Genomic DNA, 25,986 nt, shown 5'->3' on the forward strand with positions numbered 1-25,986 from the left:
TGCGCGACGCCTCACCTGTACCGATAATAAAAGAGGAACATCTTATGAAATATGTCCACCCTGGCCTTGCTGGCGCGAAAGTCTCTTTTAAACAGCGTTATGGCAACTATATTGGCGGTGAATTTGTTGACCCGGTGGAAGGCCGTTGGTTTACCAACACCTCGCCGGTCACCGGACAGGTGATTGCCGAATTCCCGCGCTCAGACGCGGCGGATATTGAGAAGGCGCTGGACGCCGCGCATGCTGCGGCCGACGCCTGGGGAAAAACCAGCGTACAGGATCGCGCCAATGTGCTGCTGGCGATTGCCGACCGCATTGAAGCCAATCTGGAAGTGCTGGCATTAACAGAAACTTGGGATAACGGAAAACCGATCCGCGAAACGATGGGCGCGGACTTGCCGCTGGCCGTTGATCACTTCCGCTATTTCGCCGGCTGTATCCGCGCGCAGGAGGGCACTGCGGCAGAGATCGACAGCAATACGGTTGCCTACCATATCTATGAACCGTTGGGTGTGGTCGGGCAGATCATCCCGTGGAACTTCCCACTTCTGATGGCGGCATGGAAACTGGCACCGGCGCTGGCGGCGGGCAATTGCGTGGTGCTGAAACCGGCTGAACAGACGCCGCTTGGCATCTGTGTGTTGATGGAACTGATTGGCGATTTGCTGCCAAAAGGCGTGCTGAATGTGGTGCACGGTTTCGGCACTGAAGCCGGTGAACCGCTGGCGCGCAGCAAACGCATCGAAAAAATCGCCTTTACCGGCTCCACGCCGATTGGCCGCCACATCCTTTCCTGCGCAGCGGAAAACATCATTCCCAGCACCGTCGAACTGGGCGGGAAATCACCGAATATCTACTTTGAAGATGTGATGAACGGTGATGAAGGCTTTATTGATAAAGCGATAGAAGGCGTGGTGCTTGGGTTCTTCAACCAGGGCGAAGTCTGTACCTGCCCGTCGCGCGTGCTGGTGCAGGAGTCAATCTATCCGCAGTTCGTCGAAAAGGTCATTGCCCGCATGGAAAACATCCGTAAAGGCGACCCGTTTGACACCGACACCATGATCGGCGCGCAGGCCTCACAAGAGCAGTACGACAAAATCCTTTCATACATCTCGATTGCCCGCGACGAAGGCGGCGAAATCATTACCGGTGGTGCCCATGTTGAGCACGGCGACGGGTTGCAAAACGGTTTCTATATCCAGCCGACGTTGATTAAAGGCCATAACGGCATGCGCTGCTTCCAGGAAGAGATTTTTGGGCCGGTGCTGGGTATTACCACGTTTAAAGATGAAGCCGAAGCGCTGCGTATCGCCAACGACACCGAATTTGGCCTTGGCGCCGGGGTGTGGACACTGGATATCAACCGCGCATGGCGCATGGGGCGCGCCATTAAAGCGGGCCGCGTGTGGACAAACTGTTACCACCTCTATCCGGCACACGCGGCGTTTGGTGGTTACAAAAACTCGGGCGTCGGGCGTGAAACCCACAAACTGGCGCTGAGCCACTATCAGCAGATCAAAAACCTGCTGGTGAGTTACAGCGGTTCACCGCTGGGGCTGTATTAATTATCTACATCAGGATGAGGCGATAAGATGCAACTGAAAACCATGAAAGCCGCAGTGGTGAAGGCCTTTGGTCAACCGCTGGTGATTGAAGAGGTGATGGTGCCCGCCGTTGAACCGGGCAAAATCCTCGTCAAAATTGAAGCGACCGGCGTGTGCCACACAGATTTACACGCCGCCGATGGCGACTGGCCGATTAAACCGAACCCGCCGTTTATTCCTGGTCATGAAGGTGTCGGCCATGTGGTGGCGGTCGGACCGGGCGTGAAACACGTGAAAGAGGGCGATCGCGTCGGTGTGCCGTGGCTCTACTCGACGTGTGGTCACTGTGAACACTGCCTTGGCGGCTGGGAAACGCTGTGCCATTCGCAGCAAAACTCCGGTTATTCGGTGAATGGTACGTTTGCCGAATATTGCCTGGCCGATGCCAGCTATGTCGGGATTTTGCCGGACAACGTCGATTTTCACAGTATCGCGCCGATTCTCTGCGCCGGGGTGACAGTCTATAAAGGGCTGAAGATGACCGAAGCGCGCGCCGGAGAGTGGGTGGTGGTGTCGGGTATCGGCGGTCTGGGACACCTGGCGATTCAGTATGCGGTGGCGATGGGCATGAACGTGGCGGCGGTCGATATTGATGATGATAAGCTGGCGTTCGCCCGCCGCCTCGGGGCTTCGGTGGTGGTCAATGCGCGACAGGAAGATCCGGGTACGCGTTTCCATACCGAGTTTGGCGGTGCGCACGGTGTGCTGGTGACAGCGGTATCGCCAAAAGCATTCGAGCAGGCAACAACCATGATGCGCCGCGGCGGCACGATGGTGCTCAACGGCTTGCCGCCGGGGAAATTCGATCTGTCGATTTTTGACATGGTATTGGATGGCACCACGGTGCGCGGTTCGATTGTCGGTACGCGTAAAGATCTGCAGGAAGCGCTCGATTTCGCCGGGCGCAACAAAGTGCATGCGGAAATTGCTGTGGAGCCACTGGAGAACATCAACAGTATCTTTGAGCGGATGCGCGCCGGGAAAATTACCGGCAGGATCGTCGTCGATATGTCGAAGTAACGCAGTAAAACGGGGCAGCGATGCCCCGTTTTGTGTTTCAGGGCAGAGAATCCGCAAAATCTGCCAGTTGCTGGTTAAAACGGGCGGGCTCTTCAAGGAACGGGGCATGCCCCGAATGGTCAAACCATACCGCGCTAATCCGGGGATTCACGCTTCTGGCACGCGCCAGCGACGCCTGCGGATTCACCAGTTGGTCATGCTTGCCGTAGATAAAGCGTACCGGGATTGTCGCTTTTCCCAGCCCTTGCTCAAGCGCAACCTGCATTGACGGCACGGCGCGTTGCATCTCCCAGGAGGCCATCGCCGCATTGGCTTGCAGGCGCGCGAAGGTTACCTCGTCAGGCTGCTGGTAAAAACAGAGCCGCAGAAACTCGCGCTCGCCATCCAGGTGGGTGGTTAAATCCGCCGAGGTCATCGCCTTATACACGTGTGGATGCGCCGGAATCTGATCTGGCGTTAACTCCACCACGGCATCGACATACAGCGCGCCGGAAAGGGCCTTATCACCGATGTTTGCCAGATAATGACTGATCACCGCACCGCCGAGCGACCAGCCGACCAGCAGCGGTTTTTTTGCATGGCTTGCGTCAATGACGGCGGCGACATCCTCCGCCCAGCGGCTTCCCTCGCGGTAGGCCTCTGCCTGCGTCGGTTTTGCCGACAGACCATGGCCGCGCAAATCAAAACTGATTAACCGAAAACGTTGTAAGGCCGGGTCCTGACGCTGTTTTTCCCAATTAAGGTGACTGCCTAATAACCCGTGAATAAAGATAATTGGTTTACCTTGCGGCGAGCCGGACTCTTGCACCGCCAGTACCACTCCGTCCGCCGAGGTCACGGTGTACTGCTTGTCGCTGGCAAACAGCGAGGCGGAAAAGCTGAACAACAAAATGGCCAGGTAACGGCCAGGGGATAACAGCATAAAATGTTCCTCCAGATGAATGTACACAGCTATCCTCAACCCTGACACTGGTGTCAGAGTCAAGCCATTTACCGGGAGGAAGAGGATGTTGACAATTGGCGAGCTTGCCCGACAGACGGGCATCAGCGTGCGTTCAATCCGCCATTATGATCGCCACGGTCTGCTGTGCAGCACGCGTGCCTGCAACGGTTATCGCTACTTTCCCCCGCAGGCGCTCGGGCAGGTGAGGCAAATCCAACAGTTAATCGCGACGGGTTTTAGCATTGCTGAAATTGCCGCCTTTCCTGCCTGTATGCGCAATGAAGAAGGGGCGACAATGTGCCCGCAAACGCGCGCGTTGCAGCGTAAACGGCTGGCGACGATTGAGGCGCAAATCGCTACCCTTGAACACCGCCGCGCACAACTGGTTACCGCTTTGGCTAATACAGAACAAAAAACGACGCCTTAGGCGTCGTCGTATTGCGAAGGGTGGCGCGGCAGCTGTTACAAACCGCGTTTGGCCATCAGGCTCGCCAGTTCAACCTCAAAACCTCAACCGCACATGGCGTATGGAGCGCGGCATTAAAGCGGGTCGTGCGTGTGCGGACACACTGTTAATATAATACCTCAACCGGGCACATGCGCATTTGGCTGTTACCAAAACTCGGGCTTCTGGCGTGAAACCTAAAAACTGGCCCTGAGACACTATCAGCAGTTCAAAAACCGGCAGGTGAGTTATAGCGTTTCGTCGCAGGGTCTGTATTAATTATCAACACCAGGAAGAGGCCATATCGGTATTCTGATATGGCCTTATTACCGCTTTATATATGTTGAATAAGGCTTGCTACAAAAGGTTCCAGAGTGAAATTTTTCGCCGGAATCTTCCAGTTAATTCGACCACGAATGATCAAAACCAGTTACGACAAATTGCCCCATTCGTTGGATGGAAACGCGTTTTTCATTTAACAATTGTAACTCATTGATGGTTAATCGTTGTTTTTTATTCTTAAATATATTCTGTTTGATTTTATCCCAGTTATTCATAAATCCAGGCAACAATAAGGGAATATGCTCATAGAGGGCTTTGGTAAAGACATCAGGTCCAGCAAGTTTTAATACATTCGTTTCTCCGCTTTGGTAATTTTCAACAGCAAGTTCAAGCGTCTTATTTATAACAGGATGCATTGCTGTTACTGCTATTGGGGTATTCGGCACGGCACTCTCTTTTGAACCATTTTTGGACGCAATATACTCATGTTTAGTACCGATCCCTGCCGGAAAAGAAAGTTTTCCATAAGGATCCCGTTGTGTATCATCAATATCCTTATAAATGCCTCCTTCATGTTTAAGCAAGAATAGACGTAACAGATCGCTCGCCTGCGCATATTTTTTTTGCGAGACCGTATTCTCATAATGTTTGAATGCTGGATGTTCGCTTATTTTTTGAAATGACGGGAGAGAGTGTAAATCGGTTATTGTAATGTTGCTGCCAGAGAGTGCGTTAATTAAATGGTCTCTTGCCGATTCATATCCTTTAATTCCACTATCATAAATCACCCTTGTTTCATAATCCGGATTTTTACTGGCAGTTTCGCGGGTTAAATTAATATTTTCATCGGAGATGTTTTTTGTTCCAATCCATATCATATGAATAATTTGTGGTATATCGGCGGATTTTAATCCTGCAAGGTGCTCCTGGAGCATATTTTCAAAACGTTGTTTGGCGGAGGGGCCAAAACAGGAAAGCGTGGGGAGCTTACCGCTCTCATCATGATACGATGTCGGGTTATTCCGGTTCATCCTGAACAGGTTGAGTCCATCCACCGCACCTGCCGGGTCAGCACTCAACCACCGCCCCGCCCACGGCTGGTAATAGCGATATCCATAATAATAAAGCCCCGTCGCGTCCTGTTCTTTTCCGGAATAACGGAGGATTTTGTAATCCGCTTCCAGCTGGCTGCGCGCGGCAAACAGCGCTGTGCCACCATACGGGTAATACTCCTCCTGGCTGATAAGTTCGCCACTACCGTCCACTTCCAGCGCGCTGCTGCCGGTGAGGTTGTCGTAGCTGTAACGAATCGGGTCATTAGCAATTCCGGCAGGCTGACCGCTTTCCCAGTGCAGGACCCGCACCTGCGCGCGACCGGCTTCTCCGACGGTTATCACCTGGAGAGTTTCCGCGCTGCTGCTGCGCAGTTCCAGACCCGGCAGGTAAATCACCCGTTTTGTCTGCGTGCTGTTGCCGGTCAGTTGTGAGGTGATTTTCAGTATGCGCTGGCTGGTGGCATCGTAGCGGTAGCGTTCGCTGTCGTCGGGTTCGCCATCGCGCATCACTGGAGTGACTTTCTGCAGTTCCTGGCGCGCCGTCCATACCAGTGACTGCCCCGGCAGCAGCTGTTTCTGCTGACCGCCGGCGGTGAACAGCGCCTCCACATCCACCGGGTTTTCGGTGAGCGTACTGAGCACCGCGCGGTTGCTGCGGTCGGAGACGGTGATGCTGGTGGTGTAGTTATTACCGGACGCGGGTGCGCTGTGCTGAATTTTCGTCAGATTACCGGCGTTGTCGTAGGTATAAGTGCGGGAGTAGTTCGTGTAAGTGGCGTTATCGAAGGAGGTGAAATCAGGCCGGCTGCTGTTCTGCTGCACCGCATTGGCCATTTCGCGCCCGGTGGCGCTGACCAGCTGGTACAGGCTGTCGTAGGCGTAGGTGTTTTCGGGAACCACTTGCTGATTGCGCCAGAAACGCGTCTCCTCGGCATCGTTGGTGATAACCAGCACGTTGCCCACCGGGTCGTACTCGTAGCGCAAATCCTGCAGCACTTTTGTCGTTGTCGCGCGTTCGGTTTTAATACCCACCAGCCGCTGGGTTTCGGCTTCATATGAATACGTGGTCACCACGCCGTTACCGTGCTCCTCGCGCAGTTTCTGCCCGGCGGCGGAATACGTCAGGGATTTGACTATGACCTGCTCTGAACCGCCCTTCACCGTAAGCCAACTACCCTTCAGCAGACCCGCCACGTCATACGCGACGCGCTGGGTATTGCCTTTCGCATCAAGCGTGATCAGGACATTTCCGGCAGCGTCCACTGTGCTCAGCGTGGTGTAAGTTTCACCCGCCAGCAGGTCATTCCACGCCGAGGCGTCCGCGCCCTGCCAGTCGGCCAGTACATCATCCGGCAGCAACTGGCGGGTGACAGAAAGTGGTACGCCGCTCAGCGAAACGCTGCCCGTCGAAAGCAGTCCTGCCGGGTCGTAATGGCTGACCAGTTGACCGGCGAGATTGTGGCTCTGTTCATCCGCCGACGCGCTGCCCCAGATAAACCGCTCGGTGATGCGCGCGCTGTCGCCGGCAACCTGTTCGGTAATACCGAGCAGCCGCCCCGGCAGCCCTGCCTCTTCATACTGAAAAGTGCGGGTGACTGTGGCGCTGCGGTCATTACCGGTGCCGATATTGCTGACCTGCAAAAAAGCCCGCCCTGACGCGTCATTCAGGGCAACGGATGTGCCGGCATCGGCACTCTGTGTGCGCAGCGGCGTACCGTTCAGGTCGTGGAGGTAACTGAAATTTGCCAGCCCGGCGGCATACAGACGCGGGTCGGCGCTTTGAGACGGCAAACCACGCGCGTCGAACCGATGGCGAGTGATGCGCTCGTCGGTGGTGTCCGGGAAGTCGGGGTGGCGGTGCCAGGCGATATTGCGTATAACGCGTCCCCGGTTGTCAAAAGCGGTGACCGAAGGGGTCTTGCTGAACAACGATGTGCCCATGATGATCTCCTGTAAAGGTAATTGGCTATACCAACCAATAGATCATATAGCCTGCATGAGAAAGCTGCCTGGCAGGAGAATAAACACAGCGTTGTTCAGTCGTGAAATGTGGAAGGTTGAGAACGAAGCTCTCCATCTCGCCGCGCAAAGCGCAATAAAAAGGCACCGCATTGCGATGCCTTTCGGTAATGGAATGAGGTAATTACAAACCGCGTTTGGCCATCAGGCTCGCCAGTTCAACCAGGCGATTAGAGAACCCCCACTCGTTGTCATACCAGGCGAGGATTTTTACCAGATTGCCGCCAATTACCAGTGTTGATAATCCATCGATAATGGATGAGCGCGGGTCGCCCTGATAATCACTGGAAACCAGCGGTTCGTCACTGTACCCGAGAATGCCTTTCAGCGGGCCTGCTGTTGCGGCTTCACGGAACGCGGCATTCACCTCTTCAACCGTCACATCACGTTTCAGCGTGACCGTCAGGTCAACAATCGACACCACCGGAACCGGTACGCGCAGAGAGTAACCTGTCAGCCGCCCGTCGAGTTCCGGGATCACTTTGCCGAGTGCTTTCGCTGCGCCACTGGAGTACGGCACAATCGACAACGCCGCGGCACGCGCGCCGCGCAGATCTTTTTCCGGCTGATCGTGCAGCGCCTGGCTATTGGTATAGGCGTGGGTCGTGTTCATCAGGCCATGTTCGATCCCGAAGCGTTGATGCAACACCTGTGCGGCGGGTGCCAGGCCGTTGGTGGTGCAACTGCCATTGCTGACCACAAAATGGCGCTGCGGATCGTATTGTTGGTCATTGACGCCGAGTACGATGGTTAAATCATCATTTTTACCCGGAGCGGAGATGATCACGCGTTTCGCACCGCCACGGCTGATATGCACTTCGGCTTTGTCGCGTTCGGTGAAGAAACCGGTGGCCTCAATCACCACTTCCACGCCAACATCGCGCCACGGAATGTTGCCCGGATCGCGTTCGCTGAAGACACGCACCGCTTTGCCATCAACGAACAACTGGCCTTCACCCGCTTCTACCGGGACGGGCAGGGTGCCGAGCAGAGAATCATGTTTCAGCAGGTGGGCGAGCGTTTTGCTGTCCGTTAGATCGTTAATTGCCACAATCTGAATCTCTGTGTTGCCCAGCGCCGCGCGTAACACGTTGCGTCCAATTCTGCCAAAACCATTAATGCCGACCTTAACCATAATTGACTCCTTCCTGTACGGTAACTCACTGCAGTCACTGTAGGCCGGTCACGGTTTGGCGTAAACGACAAATAAGGATCACTTTACGCCAATTTACGGCAGTGGAAGCGCTGGCGGTAATCACCTGGGGTGAGGTGTAACTGGCGTTCGAAAATGCGCCGCAGATTGATGCTGCTACCAAAGCCGGTCGCCGCGGCGATCTGTTCCAGGGTTTCACTGGTTTGTTCCAGCCGGCTGCGTGCGGCGGCGAGGCGCGCTTCGGCCACATAGCGCGCGGGAGGAACGCCACTTTCGCGGGTAAAGACGCGGGTGAAGTTGCGCGGGCTCATCGCCACCTGTTCCGCCAGCCGCTCAACGGATAAATCCTTAGCCAGGTTGGCCAGGATCCAGTTTTGCAGCTCGCTAATCGGCCCGACGCCGCTGGCCTGCTGTAATTGATAGCGGCTGAACTGCAACTGCCCGCCGGGGCGGCGCAGGTACATCACCATGTTCTGCGCGATATCCAGCGCGAGAGAGAAGCCGTAATCATCTTCGACCAGCGCCAGCGTGAGATCGAAGCCGGAACTGACGCCACCGGATGTCCAGACGGGGCCGTCCTGAATATAGAGCGGGCCGCCTTCAACGGTCACATTGGGGTATTCTTTCTGCATGGTTTCCAGTAGCCGCCAGTGGGTGGTTGCGCGCCGCCCGTTGAGCAACCCGCTTTGTGCCAGCAGCATCGCGCCACCGCAAATAGAAACGACCCGGCGCGCGTGCGGCGCGGCAAGGCGAAGCCAGTCCACCACGGCCGTGCCTTCCTCGGCATCAGTACCGCGACCGGTTATCATGATGGTGTCCCACGGCTGGCGCGGATCGATTTCCGGCAGGCGGTGATCTGCCAGCAGGTTCAGCCCGGACTGGCCGTGGATCACCTGGTGAGGTTGGGTGGTGGCAACGGCGACGCGATAGCGCGGCTGCGCACTGTCATTCGGGTGCAGTTGGTTAGCCTGCATCAGAATGTCGGCAATACCGGCGGCTTCGAACAGCATGCCGCCATCAGGCACAATAATCAGGAATGTTTTCATGTCCTGAAACGTACGCCAATTACATTTTAAGTCAAGGGCGGGCTGAAGATAGCGGATGAAGAGAAATAAAAAACCCGAAGCTTGCGCTCCGGGCAAATTTAACAAGACACAAAGGGTTATGACGTAACGCAGTCTGCCTGCGTTATTCGCTGGCCTGCTTACGGTTGGCCATCGTTGTCACCAGGTACTCTTGCAGTGGTTCGAGAGAAAGATCGGGCTCCGGCAGTTCAGCCTCGTCATGATTGCTGGCAGGTTGCCCGGCAACAAACGGTTTTTGTTGGCGCGCGCGTTCGAACTCACTTAACACCTGCCAGCCGAGATCGTCGCTGGCACGGTTGTTCATTAACACATTCCTTACGCGTTTCAGCTTTGGCAGCATCGTCGTCTCTCCATTAACGTGGGTTATTTTTTCGCCTCAACGCCAGGCGCGCTGGAACGGGCAAGGAACTCAGTCGTAACTTCCGGAACGTGCTGGAGCATCCACTCCGCCATTTCAATTTCTTGCGCCAGAATTTTTTGCAGCACCTGCACGCCGTTTACGTCACCTAATTCTTCAGCCGTTCTAATCAATGAGGTGTAGCAAGCAATTTCAAATTGCTCAAAGACATAGCCACCTATCGCGCCTTTAACCACCTCGTCGGAATTAAAGACACCACCGACGGCCTGACCCATCGCCGCCATTTTACCCATGGTATCTTTAAGGACCGATCGCGATATTCCGCATTGATCAATAAGCCCTTCAAGTAACACTATTTGTTCGCGGGTTTCGGCTAAATGACTTTCAATTTTATTTTGCAGCACAGGATAATTATCGATGCGTTTAGCCATCGCTTCCAGCATCGACTCTGCCTGTTTTTCCATCCCATGTGCGTCACGTAGCCAGTCGTGATAATTCTCTTCGCGTGTCATACGTTTACCTCAGGTGGAATTAACTCAAGGACGTTTATTCTACTTCCGCTTTGGAATTAATTTTGCTGGTCGCAATTTTAGTCAGCAGATTGTCGGTGGTTTTTTCTTCTTCCAGCGTTTGCGCGAGAAGCGTTTTGGCCTTTTTATAACCTAATTGATCGGCGAGGGTGCAGAGAGTACCGTAAGAGGCAATTTCATAATGTTCAACTTTTTGCGCCGCGGCAATTAATGCAGCGTCACGAACGCTGCCTTTTTCGGTGCTTTCAATCACTTCGTTGGCTTCGTCTACCAGACCTTCCATCGCATGGCACTTCATGCGTTTTAGCTTCAGGTTGCTTTCGGCTTCAAGCAGCTGATCAATACGTTCTATCTGGCCTTGCGTCTCTTCCATGTGTTGTTTGAACGCTTGTACCAGCTCGGGTGTAGAGGCTTCGCGTGCCAGTTTGGCTAACGCACGGGCAAGTTGTTTTTCCGCACTGTAAATGTCCGACAAACCATGGATAAATAAATCGTTGAGCGTCGTAATCTGCATAATTAAAAGCCTTAAATTCCTGGGTTAAAAATAGCGAGCCGTTGCCGACTCGCCAGTGATGATAAAATATATTGGTGAGGTAAAAAAATTAAATAAGAAATTATTCCCCTGATTTACGGCCGCCGCTGTGGCTATTCTGGCCGCCTTTTTTACCTGCTTCAGAAGCGCGCTGTGGATCATTTTTGAAATTACCACCGCTATGTTGACTGCCTTTGCGGCCCGCTTCGGACGCTTTATCACGATCTTCGGCGAAATTACCTGAGCCGCCACGATGTTCAGCCATAATATTTCTCCTGTTTCGTTGTCAAATATATGAACATGATATTCAAAACCATGTTCACCGCGTTCAGGGATTAAAGTTAGTCGCTGTGGTGAAATAGTCAAACGTGAAAATTCCTACGTTAATAAATACCCCGTTAGATGTAGTTGCTTGTTATTTAAACAAAGCGGCATTGAGGATGTATCTTTAAAATAAGTCACTTAGCAAAAAGTAGATAGAAAAGTAATATTACCGTCCGTTATTACATGCTTCTTTTAACGCGTTTATTGGCATAAAAATGGCATTTGCTGACATAAATTTACATTTCACCTTCGTAAATCATCACGGCTGCTAATGGTTTTAAGAGAAGTCTTAAACAAGGATGCAGAATGCCCCTTGCCGTTTGGCTCGTCGCTAACACGGCAACTACTTTTAAACTTCATAACCGATACGTCACCCTGAACAGGAACGACTTTTTGCCTGTCTGCTGAACTGTCGAACCGGGGAGTGCGCGTACAGCGTTTTTTGGTGAGGAAGCAAGATGAGCCTGCAAAAATGTACCGTCCTGTACGACGGTAGGGCGCTGGTTGGCCCGGAAAATGTCCCGCTGATCGATTTTCTTGAAAGCTGCAATATCACGCTACCCCATGTTTGCTACCATCCGGCGCTCGATCCGTTACAGACTTGCGATGTGTGCTGGGTCGAACAAGACGGGAAGCTGGTGCGCGGTTGTACGCTGCGAAGCCGTGAAGGGTTGGTGATTAACGCGCTGGATACACAAGCGCGCGCAGCGCGCGAAGAGGGCATGGATCGCCTGCTGGCTAAACATGAACTTTATTGTACCGTGTGCGAACACAACACCGGCGACTGTACATTGCATAACACCATGGTGGATATGCATATTCCCATCCAGCGCTACCCGTACACGCGCAAGCCTTATGTTAAAGATCACTCTAACCCGTTTTACACCTACGATCCGGATCAATGCATTCTGTGCGGGCGCTGCGTGGACGCCTGCCAGAACGTGGAAGTCAACGAAACGCTGAGTATTGATTACACCATGGAGCACCCGCGTGTGTTGTGGGACGGCGGGAATCAGATTGCCGGTTCGAGCTGCGTCAGTTGTGGCCATTGCGTGACGGTCTGCCCGTGTAATGCGCTGCTGGAAAAAAGCATGCAGCCGGATGCCGGGCCATTTACCGCTATGCGCCAGTCATTAAAACGCCCGCTGATTGATGTGATTAAAACGTTGGAAAACGCCACCGGCGCTGAGATTATCTCCGGTATTTCTGTGATAGATACTGCGTTACGCCAGCAGGAGATCAAGCGTACCAAAACTGTCTGCACCTATTGCGGCGTGGGGTGCAGCTTTGAAATGTGGACCCGCGATCGCCAGCTTCTGAAAGTGCAGCCAGTGGTTGATGCGCCGGTGAATGGCATCTCCACGTGTGTAAAGGGCAAGTTCGCGTGGGATTTTATTAATAGCCCGCAGCGCCTGACCACGCCATTGATTCGCGAAAATGATCGTTTTCGCCCGGCAAGCTGGGAGGAAGCGCTAACACTTGTTGCCAGCCGCTTATTACAGACCCGTGATCAGTATGGCCCGGACAGTATTGGCTTTATTGGTTCCAGCAAAGGCAGTAATGAAGAAGCTTATCTGACGCAGAAAATAGCTCGCGCGATTATTGGCACCAACAGTGTGGATAACTCATCGCGCTATTGTCAGAACCCCGCCACGGAAGGGCTGTTTCGCACGGTAGGCTATGGCGGCGATGCCGGGACAATTGCCGATCTACAACAGGCCGAACTGGTGATCATCGTCGGCAGCAACACGGCGGAAAACCATCCGGTGATCGCCTCCCGTCTGAAAGCGGCAAAAAAACACCACCGGCAAAAATGGCTGGTGGTCGATCCCAGACGGCATGAAATGGCGGAGCGCGCCGACCTGCATTTACGCATTCATCCCGGCACCGATCTGGTGTGGGCGTCGGCCATGGCGCGCTACATGTTTGACCACGGTTATGACGATGCGGCATTCCTGAGCGATCGTGTTAACCAGGTTGAAGCCTATCGCCAGTCGCTTACCCCTTTTACGCTCGATTACGCCGCGCAAATCACCGGTATACAGGAAGAGACACTGCGCGAAGCGGCAGAGTTGATCGGCAAGGCGGGCAGCGTGTGCATTATGTGGGCGATGGGCATCACGCAGCACAGCCACGGCGCAGACACCAGCACCGCGTTATCCAACCTGTTGCTGGTGACCGGCAACTATGGCAGACCCGGCACCGGCGGTTACCCGATGCGCGGGCATAACAATGTACAGGGTGCCAGTGACTTCGGCTGTCTGAAAAACTTCTATCCTGGCTACGAATCTGTCAGCGATCCGCACATCCGCGAAAAATGGGCCAAAGCCTGGGGCGTACCGGCTGAGCGCCTGTCGCTTAAGGTCGGGCAGGATAACTCTATGATGGTCGAACTGGCGCGCAGTGATGTGATCCGCGCGATGTACGTCATTGGTGAAGAAACCGCTTTTTCCGATGCGGATGCGGAAAATGTTCATCAGGGTTTTACCAATCTCGATTTTCTGGTAGTGCAGGATCTGTTTCTTAGCCGTACGGCGCAGTTTGCCGATGTGGTGTTGCCCGGCTGCCCGAGCGTGGAAAAAGAGGGTTCGTTCGTGAACACTGAGCGGCGAATTCAACGCTTCTACCCGGTTATGGAGCCACTTGGCGACAGCCGTCCGGACTGGTGGATCCTTACGCAACTGGCGGCCCGCATGGGCCATGACTGGGGCTATCAACATCCGCAAGAGATCATGGCGGAAGTGGCGGGCATCGCCGAAAGTTTTGCCGGGGTCAGTTATTCACGTCTGGAGGGCTGGAAATCACAAGTCTGGCCGGTCAACGCCGATGGCAGCAGCACGCCGCTGCTGTATACCGAACGCTTTAAATCCCCCGATGGGCGCGCCACGCTTTATCCGCTTAGCTGGCAATCGCCTGCCGAAGAGGCGGATGCGCAATACGATTTGCTGCTCAACAATGGCCGGATGCTGGAGCATTTCCAGTCCACCAATCAAACCGGGCAGGGCGGGCGCACAACCAGCCTTTCGCCTGACTGGTTTGTGGAAATCAGCCCGCAACTGGCGAATGCGCGCAGCTTGCAGGAAGGCGACTGGGTAAAACTTATCTCCCGGCGCGGTGAAGTTGAAGTGCCAGTGGTGGTGACCGATCGTGTCGAGGGTAAGGTGCTATTTATCTCCATTCACCAGGGCAAAGAGGGCATTAACAAACTCACTGGCGAACACCATGATCCTGCGGTTAATACACCGGCCTATAAAGAGCTGGCTGTACGCCTGGAAAGGTTGGATCGCCCGCCGTTGCCCGACCCGCTACCGAAACACAATTTCCGCCACGGTAAACGCACCCCGATTGACAAGGTGCCAGTAGACGAGAAATGGCAGCGCGCCGATTATCGCGAACCGCCAGCAACCGAACCCCACCCGGAGAAATTCTGATGGCAAAAGCAATTGATTATCAGCCGGAACCGGCAAAAATTGGCCCGGATGCCCATGAAGAACTGGCGCGACTGCTGGAATCGTTGCATCAACACGGCGTGCTGCGGCTGGCAAACGATTTGGTCGGCGCTAATCAGGATATCGCGCAGGTGCTGGTTAAAGGCTTGCAGCGCGAAGGCACGCTTAATGCGATGCAGAATATCTCGGTGTTGCTGCTCGCGCTCTCCAGCATTCCGCCGGAGAAAATGTACAAGCTGGCCTTTGGTCTGCGCGATATGGCCGATGCGCTAAGCCAGCCTGCCGGGGCGGGCGAGCATAATGCCCCTGGTCTGCAGGGGGCGTGGAAGATGCTGCAGGATGAGGATCTGTGGCATGCCCTGCAACCTCTGCTCGGTGGGATGAAAGCCTTTGCGCGGCGCATGGAGGAACCGGTTGATAAGCCGATCGCCGCGTGGACCGGTAAACCCAGCGACGCATGATGAACGAGGAAACCGCGCTGTTGCTGGCTCGCAGCCAGTTCGCCTTTACCATCGGCTTTCATATTGTGCTGGCGGCCTTTTCTATTGGCCTCGCGCATTTTCTGATGTTCCTTGAGGCGATGTGGCTTTGGTGCAAGCAGCCGCTCTGGCTGTCGCTGTGGCGCTACTGGAGCAAAATTTTTGCCCTCAATGTCGCGGTGGGCGTAGTCACTGGCGTGGTGATGGAGTTTGCTTTCGGCACTAACTGGAGCGGGCTTGCCAGCCGCGCGGGGGCGGTGCTCGGCCCGATGATGTACATGGAAGTGCTGGTCGCTTTCTTTCTTGAAGCGGGTTTTATGGGCGTGGTGCTTTTCGGCATGGGCAAAGTCCGACCATGGGTGCATTTTATGGCGACCTGCATTGTGGCGCTTGGCTCGCTGTTCAGCGCGTTTTGGATCCTTGCGGCTAATTCATGGATGCAAACACCGGATGGTTTCGCCGTGGCGGCCGATGGGCGTTTTGTACCGGTCGACTGGTGGGCGGCGATTATTAATCCGTCATTTCCCTGGCGGATGGCGCATATGGTGGTGGCAGCAATGTTAGGTACGGCGTGTCTGGTGGCGGCTTGCGGGGCGTGGCATCTGCTGCGCGAGGCGCGACACCCGGCGGCACGCCAGATGTTTTCGTTAGGCCTGTGGATGCTAGTGGTGATGGCACCACTACAGATCGTGCTTGGCGATTTGCATGGCGAAAACACGCGCGACCATCAGCCAATAAAACTGGCGGCGATGGAAGGCGCGTGGGAGCCACCACCGCCGGGTGAAGGCGAGCCGCTGCGGGTGTTTGCGCTGCCGGACATGCAGCAGCGCCGTAATCTGTATGAAGTCGCCATTCCCACTATCGGTTCACTCTATTTACGCCACAATCTTGAAGGGCGCATTCATACGCTCAATCAGTACCCGGCGGAAGATTTGCCGTGGGTGCCGGTGGTGTTCTGGTCATTTCGTGTGATGGTCGGGCTTGGCATCGCGATGGCGGTCGCGGGCATTGCCGGGCTGGTAGTGCGCCTGCGCGGTAGATTGTGGCAGGCGCGTTGGTTGCAGAAAGTGATGGTATTGCTGGCACCGGCCGGGTTTTGCGCCATGCTCGCGGGCTGGCTGGTGACGGAAGCGGGGCGTCAGCCCTGGACGGTCTACGGCTTGCTGCGCACATCACACAGCGTTGCACCGGTTTCACCCGGGCTGGTGCTGGGCTCGTTGTTGGTGACGGTGGTGGTTTATATCGCGCTCTTTGCTCTGGGGCTGTGGTTTTTGCTTAAGCTGATGTCGCGCCTACCCAATAAGCATGAAGAGGGGGCGATGCCCGATGTCGCCGAACGCACCGGGAAGGGGACGTGATATGCCAGATATTTTAGGCTTGCCGTGGCTTGATGCGCTTTCTGCCGCTGCACTGGCGGTCAGTTTGCTGGTCTATGTTCTGCTTGATGGGACGGATTTGGGTACCGGCATTCTGTGTGCATTTCAGCGCAGCCCGGAGTCGCGGCACGTTATCAATCTCTCTTTGCTGCCGGTCTGGGATGGCAACGAAACCTGGCTGGTGCTCACCGCGGGCGGCCTGTTGGGGCTTTTCCCGCTGGCATACAGCATTATCCTCAGCGCGCTCTATATCCCGGTGTTTATGATGTTGCTGGCGCTGGTGGTGCGCGGCATGGCAATTGAGTATCGCCACTATGCGCCACGGCTGTTTGACCTGATGCTGGTGGTTGGTTCGCTACTGGCAGCGCTTGCGCAAGGGATTATTGTGGGTTCGCTGTTGCAGGGGATTTCCACCGATGGGCGGCAATTTACCGGCGGCGGTTTCGAGTGGCTGCGTCCTTTTCCGCTCTATTGCGGCCTTGCGCTGGTGTGCGGATATAGCCTGATGGGCGCCGGGTGGATAATCTGGCGCTGCACTGGCGAGCTGGAAACGTGGGGGCGGCGAGTGATGTCGTGGCTCGCCATCGTCACCGGGTTGCTGCTGGCGGGATTGCTGGCGTGGACCACGCAACTGCATGAAACCTGGCGTCAGCATCTGTTCAATATTTGGCTTTGGTTGCCGCTGTTACTGGTGGGCGTACTGGCGGTGGCGTTGTCTGAGGTTGGTCTGATTTTGCGTCGACCTTTTTTACCCCTTGCCGGCGTGTTAGTGATGGTCAGTTGTGCTTTTTGTGCGCTGGTGTTTACGCTCTTCCCGTGGATTGTGCCGCCTGTTCTCAGCATTACGCAGACCGCCGCGCCACCAGCCACGCAACAATTTCTGCTGCTGACGTTTGCCTTGCTGGTGCCCGTAACGCTGCTTTATAACAGCTGGGTTTTTCGCATCTTCAGTGGAAAAATTGCAGGTTAGTTCGGCAAAACAGGCTATAAAGTAAAGGCGAGATTTACAGTAAGCAACAGCATGCGCGGAGACTTATCCATGGCTATAGCAAAAGCTTATAATTTAAAGCAGGCATATCAAATGATTAGCTCAGGAAAACACCAGGAAGTTGAGTTGGCATTTGATGTCGATGCGGATACATTTTTTATGCTCTCGGCAAACTACGGCAACAGCGGGGCGAAGATTGCCCGTCACGATAATCATTTTGTGCTCAGACTGGAGAAAGAAGCCGCTTCAGGTTGAACATACTCGGGTAGCATTCTTCACCAGTGGCACGGGAGTGCATGCGACGGGCGTATTTTTCGCAACCGAAGCAGTGTCATCTCTGCGTTATATTTATCCCTTTTAATAGCCGCGAGCCCTGCCACTGACTCTGCTCCATCCGGCTTGCGGCTTCATTTGTTGTTACCCTGATTTCGCGGCGGCGCACTTTGCCGCCACGCTAAAACTCGTTATCTACCAAATTATTCCCGGCATTACGCCGGGTTTTTTTTCTCTGCGCGCAGCCCATTTGCCAGCAAGATAAACGCGTCAATCACTTTGGGTAAGGTCTGTTGCGGGTTATCACTGGCGGCAACCCATAACGCGGCATTCAACGCTGCGCCGTTGAGCAAGCGCGCGGCGGATTCCACATCCACCGCTTTCATCTCGCCGTTTGCCACCATGTTGGCCACAGCAACACGAGTGGCTTGCAGGCAAGCATTCTGACTTTGCCAGCGCGAAGGATCCCCAAGAAACGCCGGACCATCGAGCAACACAATGCGCTGAATTTCCGGATCGAGCGCCATTTCGATATAGGCGACACCTTCAGCCAACAGCGCATCCCAGGCAGTGCTGGTGGCTTGCGCCTGCATTTTTGCGCGCTGCGCCATTTCGCTATCGACCTGCGCCACCACGGCGGCGAGCAAGCCCTGTTTGTCGCCAAAGTTGTGGTACAGCGCACCGCGCGTTAAGCCCACACTTGCGGTCAATTCATCCATTGATGCCGCTGCAAACCCTTTTTCGGCAAATGCCTTGCGTGCAGCAGCGATAAGTTTGGCGCGGTTCTCTTCCATGGTTTGCGCGCGACGCTTTACGGCCATAGTGGCTCCATTTGAAATACATCGCGTATGTGAATTGACATACGCAGTGTATGTGGATTAACTTCATATACGAAGTGTATCTTAAATTAACCGGCAAAAGGTAACCCTATGATCCCTCGCGAACCCGTTTTTCCTGCTCATCGCCATGCGTTGTATGAACAACATGGTTATTCCGCCGCGATACGTTCCGGCGATTTGCTGTTTGTTTCCGGCCAGGTTGGCAGCCGTGCCGATGGTAGCCCGGAGCCCGATTTCGCTGCGCAAGTTCGCGTCGCGTTCGATAATTTACAGGCCACGCTCGCGGCGGCGGGGTGTGGCTTCGATGACCTGATTGATGTCACCACATTTCATACGGACCCGGAAAACCAATTTGCCACCATTATGGAAGTCAAACAGGCAATTTTCCCGCAACCGCCATATCCGAACTGGACAGCCGTGGGCGTCAACTGGCTGGCGGGTTTTGATTTCGAAATTAAGGTGATTGCGCGCATTCCTGAACGCGCGGCATAAAAAAGCCTGCGACAGGTCGCAGGCTTGAGGATAAAGAGTGAGATTACAGCAGGTCGAAGCGGTCGAGATTCATCACTTTTGTCCAGGCAGCAACAAAGTCGGTGACGAATTTCTGTTTGCCGTCGGCGCTGGCGTAAACCTCAGCCAGCGCACGCAGCACCGAGTTGGAGCCAAACACCAGGTCGGCGCGCGTGGCGGTGTATTTCACTTCACCGCTTTTGCGATCGCGACCTTCAAACAGCTCTGATTTCTCATCGGCGGCTTTCCATGCAGTGCGCATATCCAGCAAATTGACGAAGAAATCGGTGCTCAGCACGCCAGGCTGGTCGGTAAAGACGCCGTGCTTGCTGCCGTCATAGTTCGCGCCCAGTACACGCAGACCGCCAACCAGCGCGGTCATTTCCGGGGCGGTGAGCGTCAGTTGCTGCGCTTTATCAATTAACAGCGTTTCCGTGCTGATCCCATCCCACACGCGGCGATAGTTACGGAAACCATCGGCCAGCGGCTCCATCAGTGCAAAGGAGTCCACATCCGTTTGATCCTGACGCGCATCAACACGTCCCGGCGTAAACGGCACGTTCACTTGCACACCGGCCGCTGCCGCAGCTTTCTCGACGCCAATCACGCCCGCCAGCACAATCACATCCGCCAGCGAGGCTTTCGCCAGCGTTTTCTGAATGCTTTGCAACGCGGGCAGTGCTTTCGCGGCGATGGCGTTCACTTCCCAGCCGTTCTGCGGCGCTAACGCCAGACGCGCGCCGTTCGCACCGCCACGTTTATCGCCGCCACGGAAGGTGGAGGCAGAAGCCCAGGCGACCGAAATCAGTTCGCTCACCGACAAGCCGGATTCAGCAATGGCGGCTTTCAGGTTAGCGATGTCCGCACCGTTTGGCTGATGAACCGCCGCTGGCAGCGGATCCTGCCAAATCAGATCTTCTTGTGGTACTTCCGGACCGATGTAACGAGATTTTGGCCCCATATCGCGGTGAGTCAGTTTGAACCATGCGCGGGCGAAGGCTTCATTAAATGCTTGCGGGTCATTGAGGAAACGGCGCGAAATCTTCTCAAATTCCGGGTCGAAACGCAGCGTCAGGTCGGTCACCAGCATGGTGGGTTTGCGTTTTTTCTCCGGGTCGAACGGATCCGGGATAATTTCCGGAGCGTCTTTCGCTTCAAACTGGATAGCACCCGCCGGGCTACGGGTTTGCACCCACTCATATTTGAACAAGTTTTCGAAGAAGTAGTTGCTCCACTGGGTTGGCGTTTGTGTCCATGCCACTTCCAGACCGGAAGTGATGGCATCTGCGCCTGCGCCGCTGCCGTAACTGCTCATCCAGCCCAGACCCTGCGCTTCCAGCGGAGCGGCTTCTGGCTCTGGTCCAACATGGTTATCCGGCGTGGATGCACCGTGGGTTTTGCCCAGTGTATGACCACCGGCGATCAGCGCGACGGTTTCTTCGTCGTTCATGCCCATGTTGCCGAAGGTGGCTCGAATGGCAGAGGCGGCGGAAACCGGCTCGCCGCTGGCGTTCGGGCCTTCCGGGTTAACGTAAATCAGCCCCATTTCGGTTGCGCCGATGGCAGCCTGCGCCAGGCTTTCCGGGTGACGATGGCTTAACCACTCTTTTTCATTACCCCAGTCGACATCCATATCCGGTTCCCAGATATCTTCACGCCCGGCACCAAAACCGAACGTACGGAAGCCGGCATTTTCCAGCGCCACATTGCCCGCCAGAATAATCAGGTCGCCCCAGGAGATTTGTTGACCATATTTTTGTTTCACCGGCCACAACAGACGTCGCGCTTTATCAAGGCTGACGTTATCCGGCCACGAGTTGAGCGGCGCGAAGCGCTGCTGGCCACGACCAGAACCTCCACGGCCATCGACGGTGCGATACGTGCCCGCGCTGTGCCAGGCCATGCGAATAAACAGGCCGATATAGCTGCCCCAGTCTGCTGGCCACCACTCCTGGGAGTCGGTCAGCACACCGCGAATGTCGGCTTTGAGCGCGGAGTAATCCAGCTTTTTGAACTCTTCACGGTAGTTAAAGTGTTCACCCAGCGGGTTGGAACGGTTGGAGTGTTGGTTTAGCAAATCTACGCGCAACTGGTTAGGCCACCAGTCGCGGTTACCGGTTACAGGGCCTGCACTTTTTTCGCTGCTTTTGTTATGAAAGGGGCATTTCTCGACGGATGACGAGAGGGATTGATCGTCTGACGTGCTCATATCGGGCTCCATTTGCTTGTGTTCTGTCGTTACGATATACACTGCTTCCTGATAAAGGTATTTGAATGAATCTACAGATTTGATAGCTAATACCTTTCTATAAAATGGTAAAAACTTGACGCAAATCGCTTAACTGCGCTACCCACTCCTAAACCTTAGCAATTCCACCACTACCGTTACGGTTTTTTTCAGGGCGTAGCGCATTTTTTGTGACGACGTAACCCCGGTACAGCAGGCGCTGCCTGTAACGGCATACAACAAAGGTGTGTATTTCTTGCGTTGAAATTAAACGCTGAGGTTTTATTGAAATATATCCATAACTTCACCAGGAATAATTCGCTGATGTTTTATCTGCGCAGTGGTAATTTAAACGACCGAAACGGAGTGGCTGATAAAATGCTATATCGCAAAAACATTTTGCTGGATATCTTCAAAAAGAAATGGATTAAGGTAACACTATTTTTACCATTATCGGGCCGGACTTGCGGATAATCTTATCCACAATATGATATTTTTTACCGTTTCGCTAATAACGACGTGGACAGACATCATTACGATATAACTGGCTGAATACGTAGCATGCGCTACCCTGATTATTCCCCCTGACTTTAAGGAAAAAGATCAATGCGTCTGGCTTTACATCTTCTTATTCCCCTGATGCTTGTTGGCTGCGGTGCCAATAATAGCGCGCCGCAAACGGCTATACCTGGAGAGAAAACCTCCGGGAAAATGAAAACCCTCGAAACAGGCGCCGCGCTAATACAATCTCGCCCGCCGATTGAGGCAATAAGTACGTACCTGGATGGCTTTCATTTTTATAACGGCGATCGGAAAGGGCAAATGGAAGCCCACCACTATGTCACTGTGCTAAATAATGATGTTATGCAGGCGGTGATCTATGACGGTAATACCACGAATGCACGACTAATGGGCGTGGAATACATCATCAGTGAACGGCTTTTCAAAACGCTCCCGCCCGAGGAGAAAAAACTCTGGCATAGCCACCGCTATGAAGTGAAATCCGGCTCGCTTATTGCGCCGGGTTTGCCTGCTGTTGCCGAAAAAGCGCTGATGGGCAATATCGTGAATACCTACGGCAAGACCTGGCATACCTGGCACACGGAGCGTGACCAGACGCTGCCGCTGGGCGTGCCCGCGTTAATGATGGGATTTACACAAGATGGGCAACTCAATCCGGCGCTGCTTGCCGATCGCGACCGTCGTTTCGGCGTGAACACGTCGGCTATCAAGCAACAGCGCACAGATCTTCCTGCGCATCCTGTCGCACAGGGTGCGGATGCCTGTGAACAGGGGCAGGTGATTCAAATCAGGCCCGTTAATCTTTCCGAAGACACTCAACATTCACATTGATAATGCACGACGCGGCCAAATGCGAATGTTCATCGCAGGCGCAGGGCTGGCTATTGCGCGGCGGTAAGCATGGTTTTAGCAGTGAAATTGGGCTGCCGGAGCGACAGTGCATGGCGGGGCTGCGTTTTTATCAATGGATGATAGAGATGGAGAACTCTGCCAGAAGGGTTAACCAGCAATGTCTGCGTGAACTGGCGCTAATGCAGGTAAGGACGTCCGGCTGTTTTGCAGCCACGATGCGCAGGCGTTGCGCGCCTTACAAAATAGATAAAAAAGCATCTGCGAGGCAGATGCTTTTGGGGAGAGCTTATTTTGGTTGGGGTTCACCGTTGCCAAGTTCGGCACCGGTAAGCGGATCAACACGCGGATCGGATTTAGTGCGTTCCGCCATCGCTTTTACCAGCGCCAGTTGTTGCGGGCTGAGCGTGGTGGTAGCGGAGCCGTCACCACCGTCGACAGCCGGTTGTGGATCGGCGACATACTCAAAGTTCTCATCGCTGTTCCAACTGCCGCGCGGATCGTCACCTTCCGACATGTTGTAATAGACGTTGGTGTACTGTTCGATTGGCGGTAATTTTCCTGGCGGGAAATTATTGCGAATCGAGTAGAGCGCCTTTTCAAAAGAGAGCATATGCGCGGCTTCACGCGTCATCAGGAAACCTAACGCGTCTTTTACCCCCGGATCGTCGGTCACATTGATTAAGCGCTCATGAATAATTTTCGCGCGCGCTTCCGCGGCGATATTCGAACGCAAATCGGCGGTCACTTCACCAATGGTATCAACATAGGCTGCCGTCCACGGGACGCCTGCGGAGTTGGTCAGCGCGGGGCCACCGCCGTACAGCAGCGACGTAATATGGCTGTCATTACCGTTTTCGGTTAACGAGCGGTAGAGTTCTGCTTCATTTTCGGTGCCTTCCGCCAGCTCACCTTTTGCGCCTTTATTGAGCATGCCCACCAGCGAACCGATAATTTCCAGATGGCTGAGTTCTTCTGTCGCGATGTCCATCAACATCTCTTTGCGACCGGCGTCTTCATCTCCCAACCCCTGGGTGAAATAGCGGCATGCCGCAGCCAGTTCGCCTTGCGGGCCGCCAAACTGTTCGAGCAGCAGGTTGGCCAGCCCTGGGTTCGGTTCACTGACGCGCACGGTGTATTGCAGTTGCTTAACATGACGAAACATTGCTTGCCTCCTGAAATGTAAAAATAATTATTTTTTAGCTTCCACGCCTTCCGCTGCACTTCGCAGCAAAAATTGTTCTGTCACATCCGGAATATGATTTAGCGCCCATTCGGCCATCGCTTTTTCTTCTGCCAGGATCTGTTTGAATATATCAATGTTGGCGCTATCACCGGCTTTTTCAGCCGCGGAAATAAGCGAGGTATAACAGGCGATTTCAAATTGCTCGAAGACATAGCTACTGATTGCACCTTTTACAATTTCATCCGGTGCAAACATGCCGCCAAATGATTGACCCATCGCCGCCATTTTGCTGGTGGCATCTTTCATTAATGAACGGTTAATATCATTACGATCCATCACCGCTTCCAGTAATTTTATTTGCCCTTGCGTTTCCGTTAAGTGTTGCTCAATTCTCGCACGCAAATCGGGGTAATTATCGATGCGACTGCTCATGGCATTTAGCATGGATTCAGCTTGTTTTTCCATTGCGTGTGCGTCGCGTAACCAGTCGTGATAATTTTCTTGAGGCGTCATATTTAATCCTTTCATGGTTGAGTGGATAAGAAAAAGAGGGTGCTATTACTGTAATTAATAGCTATACGATAAATACAGAATATCAGGGGAAATTGTGCGGCGTTTATTAACGCGGGGTAGATGAAAATATGTGAATATTAATCCTGATATCCTCTTTCTTTATATTTTCATGCTTGCGTATGTCGTTTGATATTAAATTTAGACACTCGCCTCATTTAGTCAAATCGAGGCGCAAATAGGTGTGGTTGAATATATTTTCACTACACCGCTTCGCTTGCGATTATTATTTTAAAAATAAATTTTGCTAAAAATTAATAAGTTAGCGAAATGCGCTTTCGTTTTCATTAATCACACGCGTCACTATCACTTATTTTTGGCAGGGGATGCTGACTTTTAAGTGGTCTTTTTTGACATTTCTTTACGTTTAGCAAGCGGCTAATAGCGTTATATCCAGCCAGTTTAAGAACTATCTCAGCCCTGTAACACGCCCGGCAAGGGCATTGCCACCAGATTGCGCAGTTGAGCCACTCTATTTCCCGCGTTATAAAAGCAGGGTGTTGCTATTCCATATGAGAATTATTGCTAACCAGAATGATGTTCAGGGCGCGGATGGCTCGTTACCCTGATAGCCCACGAGGAGAACATCATGAAACAACTGGAAAATGCCCATGCCGCGACTTTCCGCTCAGTGCGTTTTGTCCTGACGGACATGGACGAAACCCTGACATACAAAGGAAAACTGGCTGCTGCCACATACCTGGCGCTGGAGCAATTACAACGCGCGGGGATCCACGTTATGCCTGTTACCGCTGCACCCGCTGGATGGTGCGATCAAATGGCGCGAATGTGGCCGGTAGCGGGGGTTATTGGCGAAAATGGCGGGCTTTTTTATCACCGTTCACAGGAGAGGATTGCACGTCATTACTGGCACGACGTGCAGGCGAAACTGACCCAACAATTAGCGCATATTATTGATGACGTAAAACACCAGATACCCACGGCCACGCTGGCAGATGACCAGCCCTTCAGATTGACCAGTATTGCCTTTTCCCGCACGGCGGATAACGAACAAAACGCCGCCATCATCAACTGTATGCGCAATGCCGGAGCCAGTGTCACGGTCAATAATCTCTGGTTACTCGGCTGGCTGGGCGGTTACGACAAACTGGTCATGGCGCGAAAAGTGCTGCGTGAACACTACAATCTCGACATTGATACCAATCCTGACTCGGTGCTTTATACCGGTGATTCACTTAATGATGCACCGATGTTTGCTTTTTTCCGCCATTCGGTGGGGGTCAGTACCGTGCGGGAGTGTCTTGACTCGCTGCCTCAGGCACCCGCCTGGATCACCCGTGGGCCAGGTGGCGTGGGGTTTGTCGAAGCAGCGAATGCGGTACTGGCCTCACGCATTTAAGACTTTAC

General features: G+C 53.9%; 23 protein-coding genes. 11 read left to right on the forward strand and 12 right to left on the reverse strand.

Going from position 1 to position 25,986, the window contains the following annotated elements; genetic code table 11:
* The first annotated feature begins 44 nt into the window (after positions 1 to 44).
* Positions 45 to 1,565 carry an aldehyde dehydrogenase family protein gene (locus ACFX4O_RS11165; protein WP_380208726.1) on the forward strand — a complete coding sequence of 507 codons (1,521 nt, stop codon included), beginning with the start codon at positions 45 to 47 and terminating at the stop codon, positions 1,563 to 1,565.
* Between the two features lie 27 nt (positions 1,566 to 1,592).
* On the forward strand, positions 1,593 to 2,624 hold the full coding sequence (gene adhP, locus ACFX4O_RS11170; protein ID WP_380208728.1) for an alcohol dehydrogenase AdhP: 1,032 nt from the start codon (positions 1,593 to 1,595) through the stop codon (positions 2,622 to 2,624).
* Positions 2,625 to 2,661: 37 nt separating this feature from the next.
* Here the strand turns inward: adhP and ACFX4O_RS11175 are convergent, their stop codons facing one another.
* Positions 2,662 to 3,546, reverse strand: a complete 885-nt coding sequence (locus tag ACFX4O_RS11175) for an alpha/beta fold hydrolase (protein WP_380208730.1) — start codon at positions 3,544 to 3,546, stop codon at positions 2,662 to 2,664.
* An 85-nt stretch (positions 3,547 to 3,631) separates the two neighbouring features.
* Here ACFX4O_RS11175 and ACFX4O_RS11180 point away from each other — a divergent pair, with 85 nt between their 5' ends.
* Positions 3,632 to 3,994 carry a MerR family transcriptional regulator gene (locus ACFX4O_RS11180; RefSeq protein ID WP_380208732.1) on the forward strand — a complete coding sequence of 121 codons (363 nt, stop codon included), beginning with the start codon at positions 3,632 to 3,634 and terminating at the stop codon, positions 3,992 to 3,994.
* A 419-nt stretch (positions 3,995 to 4,413) separates the two neighbouring features.
* On the opposite strand, the gene ACFX4O_RS11185 is transcribed toward ACFX4O_RS11180, so the two are convergent.
* The 7 genes from ACFX4O_RS11185 to ACFX4O_RS11215 form a co-directional block, all read right to left on the reverse strand.
* A complete protein-coding gene (locus ACFX4O_RS11185; protein WP_380208734.1) occupies positions 4,414 to 7,290 on the reverse strand; it encodes an RHS repeat-associated core domain-containing protein in 2,877 nt (958 codons plus the stop codon).
* Positions 7,291 to 7,492: 202 nt separating this feature from the next.
* Positions 7,493 to 8,503, reverse strand: coding sequence for a type I glyceraldehyde-3-phosphate dehydrogenase (gene gap, locus ACFX4O_RS11190; protein ID WP_380208736.1), 1,011 nt, complete (start codon positions 8,501 to 8,503; stop codon positions 7,493 to 7,495).
* Positions 8,504 to 8,586: 83 nt separating this feature from the next.
* Positions 8,587 to 9,567, reverse strand: coding sequence for a GlxA family transcriptional regulator (locus ACFX4O_RS11195; RefSeq protein ID WP_380208738.1), 981 nt, complete (start codon positions 9,565 to 9,567; stop codon positions 8,587 to 8,589).
* A 142-nt stretch (positions 9,568 to 9,709) separates the two neighbouring features.
* Positions 9,710 to 9,910, reverse strand: coding sequence for a hypothetical protein (locus ACFX4O_RS11200; protein WP_131409080.1), 201 nt, complete (start codon positions 9,908 to 9,910; stop codon positions 9,710 to 9,712).
* Between the two features lie 59 nt (positions 9,911 to 9,969).
* Positions 9,970 to 10,476: a ferritin-like domain-containing protein gene (locus ACFX4O_RS11205; RefSeq protein WP_131409082.1), complete on the reverse strand. Its 507-nt coding sequence runs from the start codon at positions 10,474 to 10,476 to the stop codon at positions 9,970 to 9,972.
* A gap of 34 nt (positions 10,477 to 10,510) precedes the next feature.
* Positions 10,511 to 11,008, reverse strand: a complete 498-nt coding sequence (locus ACFX4O_RS11210) for a ferritin-like domain-containing protein (protein ID WP_380208741.1) — start codon at positions 11,006 to 11,008, stop codon at positions 10,511 to 10,513.
* A gap of 100 nt (positions 11,009 to 11,108) precedes the next feature.
* Positions 11,109 to 11,291: a general stress protein gene (locus ACFX4O_RS11215; protein ID WP_380208743.1), complete on the reverse strand. Its 183-nt coding sequence runs from the start codon at positions 11,289 to 11,291 to the stop codon at positions 11,109 to 11,111.
* Between the two features lie 517 nt (positions 11,292 to 11,808).
* Here ACFX4O_RS11215 and fdhF point away from each other — a divergent pair.
* The 5 genes from fdhF to ACFX4O_RS11240 all read left to right on the forward strand — a co-directional run bounded on the left by fdhF (position 11,809) and on the right by ACFX4O_RS11240 (position 17,897).
* Positions 11,809 to 14,781, forward strand: a complete 2,973-nt coding sequence (fdhF, locus tag ACFX4O_RS11220) for a formate dehydrogenase subunit alpha (protein ID WP_380208745.1) — start codon at positions 11,809 to 11,811, stop codon at positions 14,779 to 14,781.
* Positions 14,781 to 15,260: a DUF1641 domain-containing protein gene (locus tag ACFX4O_RS11225; protein ID WP_380208747.1), complete on the forward strand. Its 480-nt coding sequence runs from the start codon at positions 14,781 to 14,783 to the stop codon at positions 15,258 to 15,260. The genes fdhF and ACFX4O_RS11225 overlap by 1 nt, the downstream gene beginning before the upstream one ends.
* Positions 15,257 to 16,636, forward strand: a complete 1,380-nt coding sequence (locus tag ACFX4O_RS11230) for a cytochrome ubiquinol oxidase subunit I (protein WP_380208749.1) — start codon at positions 15,257 to 15,259, stop codon at positions 16,634 to 16,636. Before ACFX4O_RS11225 ends, ACFX4O_RS11230 begins: the two co-directional genes overlap by 4 nt.
* A 1-nt stretch (position 16,637) precedes the next feature.
* Positions 16,638 to 17,624, forward strand: a complete 987-nt coding sequence (locus tag ACFX4O_RS11235) for a cytochrome d ubiquinol oxidase subunit II (protein WP_380208751.1) — start codon at positions 16,638 to 16,640, stop codon at positions 17,622 to 17,624.
* Positions 17,625 to 17,693: 69 nt separating this feature from the next.
* Positions 17,694 to 17,897, forward strand: coding sequence for a hypothetical protein (locus ACFX4O_RS11240; RefSeq protein ID WP_131409091.1), 204 nt, complete (start codon positions 17,694 to 17,696; stop codon positions 17,895 to 17,897).
* Positions 17,898 to 18,130: 233 nt separating this feature from the next.
* On the opposite strand, the gene ACFX4O_RS11245 is transcribed toward ACFX4O_RS11240, so the two are convergent.
* The gene (locus ACFX4O_RS11245; protein ID WP_380208753.1) at positions 18,131 to 18,736 is read right to left on the reverse strand and encodes a TetR/AcrR family transcriptional regulator; all 606 of its coding nucleotides are present in this window, start codon (positions 18,734 to 18,736) and stop codon (positions 18,131 to 18,133) included.
* Positions 18,737 to 18,844: 108 nt separating this feature from the next.
* On the opposite strand from ACFX4O_RS11245, the gene ACFX4O_RS11250 reads away from it, so the two are divergent.
* Entirely contained in the window at positions 18,845 to 19,246 is a 402-nt protein-coding gene (locus tag ACFX4O_RS11250) for a RidA family protein (RefSeq protein WP_380208755.1), read from the forward strand.
* 43 nt (positions 19,247 to 19,289) lie between these two features.
* Here the strand turns inward: ACFX4O_RS11250 and katG are convergent, their stop codons facing one another.
* Complete coding sequence (gene katG / locus ACFX4O_RS11255; RefSeq protein ID WP_380208757.1) at positions 19,290 to 21,473, reverse strand: catalase/peroxidase HPI; 2,184 nt, start codon at positions 21,471 to 21,473, stop codon at positions 19,290 to 19,292.
* A 624-nt stretch (positions 21,474 to 22,097) separates the two neighbouring features.
* Between katG and ACFX4O_RS11260 the strand changes: the two genes are divergently transcribed.
* Positions 22,098 to 22,844 (forward strand): OBAP family protein, encoded by a 747-nt coding sequence (locus ACFX4O_RS11260; protein WP_380208759.1) that lies wholly within the window; start codon positions 22,098 to 22,100, stop codon positions 22,842 to 22,844.
* A 307-nt stretch (positions 22,845 to 23,151) separates the two neighbouring features.
* On the opposite strand, the gene ACFX4O_RS11265 is transcribed toward ACFX4O_RS11260, so the two are convergent.
* Complete coding sequence (locus ACFX4O_RS11265; RefSeq protein ID WP_380208761.1) at positions 23,152 to 24,027, reverse strand: manganese catalase family protein; 876 nt, start codon at positions 24,025 to 24,027, stop codon at positions 23,152 to 23,154.
* A 27-nt stretch (positions 24,028 to 24,054) separates the two neighbouring features.
* The gene (locus tag ACFX4O_RS11270) at positions 24,055 to 24,561 is read right to left on the reverse strand and encodes a ferritin-like domain-containing protein (protein ID WP_380208763.1); all 507 of its coding nucleotides are present in this window, start codon (positions 24,559 to 24,561) and stop codon (positions 24,055 to 24,057) included.
* A 646-nt stretch (positions 24,562 to 25,207) separates the two neighbouring features.
* On the opposite strand from ACFX4O_RS11270, the gene ACFX4O_RS11275 reads away from it, so the two are divergent.
* Positions 25,208 to 25,978, forward strand: coding sequence for an HAD family hydrolase (locus ACFX4O_RS11275; protein WP_380208765.1), 771 nt, complete (start codon positions 25,208 to 25,210; stop codon positions 25,976 to 25,978).
* The last annotated feature ends 8 nt before the right edge of the window (positions 25,979 to 25,986 follow it).

The organism is Kosakonia sp. YIM B13571, from assembly GCF_042788095.1.
Taxonomy (GTDB): Bacteria; Pseudomonadota; Gammaproteobacteria; order Enterobacterales; family Enterobacteriaceae; genus Kosakonia; species Kosakonia quasisacchari.

What these genes read in the sequence shown, in the direction of transcription:
- ACFX4O_RS11165 (WP_380208726.1), top strand. Translation starts at nt 45, where the DNA reads ATGAAATATGTCCACCCTGGCCTTGCTGGCGCGAAAGTCTCTTTTAAA.
- adhP (WP_380208728.1), top strand. Translation starts at nt 1,593, where the DNA reads ATGCAACTGAAAACCATGAAAGCCGCAGTGGTGAAGGCCTTTGGTCAA.
- ACFX4O_RS11175 (WP_380208730.1), bottom strand. Translation starts at nt 3,546, where the DNA reads ATGCTGTTATCCCCTGGCCGTTACCTGGCCATTTTGTTGTTCAGCTTT.
- ACFX4O_RS11180 (WP_380208732.1), top strand. Translation starts at nt 3,632, where the DNA reads ATGTTGACAATTGGCGAGCTTGCCCGACAGACGGGCATCAGCGTGCGT.
- ACFX4O_RS11185 (WP_380208734.1), bottom strand. Translation starts at nt 7,290, where the DNA reads ATGGGCACATCGTTGTTCAGCAAGACCCCTTCGGTCACCGCTTTTGAC.
- gap (WP_380208736.1), bottom strand. Translation starts at nt 8,503, where the DNA reads ATGGTTAAGGTCGGCATTAATGGTTTTGGCAGAATTGGACGCAACGTG.
- ACFX4O_RS11195 (WP_380208738.1), bottom strand. Translation starts at nt 9,567, where the DNA reads ATGAAAACATTCCTGATTATTGTGCCTGATGGCGGCATGCTGTTCGAA.
- ACFX4O_RS11200 (WP_131409080.1), bottom strand. Translation starts at nt 9,910, where the DNA reads ATGAACAACCGTGCCAGCGACGATCTCGGCTGGCAGGTGTTAAGTGAG.
- ACFX4O_RS11205 (WP_131409082.1), bottom strand. Translation starts at nt 10,476, where the DNA reads ATGACACGCGAAGAGAATTATCACGACTGGCTACGTGACGCACATGGG.
- ACFX4O_RS11210 (WP_380208741.1), bottom strand. Translation starts at nt 11,008, where the DNA reads ATGCAGATTACGACGCTCAACGATTTATTTATCCATGGTTTGTCGGAC.
- ACFX4O_RS11215 (WP_380208743.1), bottom strand. Translation starts at nt 11,291, where the DNA reads ATGGCTGAACATCGTGGCGGCTCAGGTAATTTCGCCGAAGATCGTGAT.
- fdhF (WP_380208745.1), top strand. Translation starts at nt 11,809, where the DNA reads ATGAGCCTGCAAAAATGTACCGTCCTGTACGACGGTAGGGCGCTGGTT.
- ACFX4O_RS11225 (WP_380208747.1), top strand. Translation starts at nt 14,781, where the DNA reads ATGGCAAAAGCAATTGATTATCAGCCGGAACCGGCAAAAATTGGCCCG.
- ACFX4O_RS11230 (WP_380208749.1), top strand. Translation starts at nt 15,257, where the DNA reads ATGATGAACGAGGAAACCGCGCTGTTGCTGGCTCGCAGCCAGTTCGCC.
- ACFX4O_RS11235 (WP_380208751.1), top strand. Translation starts at nt 16,638, where the DNA reads ATGCCAGATATTTTAGGCTTGCCGTGGCTTGATGCGCTTTCTGCCGCT.
- ACFX4O_RS11240 (WP_131409091.1), top strand. Translation starts at nt 17,694, where the DNA reads ATGGCTATAGCAAAAGCTTATAATTTAAAGCAGGCATATCAAATGATT.
- ACFX4O_RS11245 (WP_380208753.1), bottom strand. Translation starts at nt 18,736, where the DNA reads ATGGCCGTAAAGCGTCGCGCGCAAACCATGGAAGAGAACCGCGCCAAA.
- ACFX4O_RS11250 (WP_380208755.1), top strand. Translation starts at nt 18,845, where the DNA reads ATGATCCCTCGCGAACCCGTTTTTCCTGCTCATCGCCATGCGTTGTAT.
- katG (WP_380208757.1), bottom strand. Translation starts at nt 21,473, where the DNA reads ATGAGCACGTCAGACGATCAATCCCTCTCGTCATCCGTCGAGAAATGC.
- ACFX4O_RS11260 (WP_380208759.1), top strand. Translation starts at nt 22,098, where the DNA reads ATGCGTCTGGCTTTACATCTTCTTATTCCCCTGATGCTTGTTGGCTGC.
- ACFX4O_RS11265 (WP_380208761.1), bottom strand. Translation starts at nt 24,027, where the DNA reads ATGTTTCGTCATGTTAAGCAACTGCAATACACCGTGCGCGTCAGTGAA.
- ACFX4O_RS11270 (WP_380208763.1), bottom strand. Translation starts at nt 24,561, where the DNA reads ATGACGCCTCAAGAAAATTATCACGACTGGTTACGCGACGCACACGCA.
- ACFX4O_RS11275 (WP_380208765.1), top strand. Translation starts at nt 25,208, where the DNA reads ATGAAACAACTGGAAAATGCCCATGCCGCGACTTTCCGCTCAGTGCGT.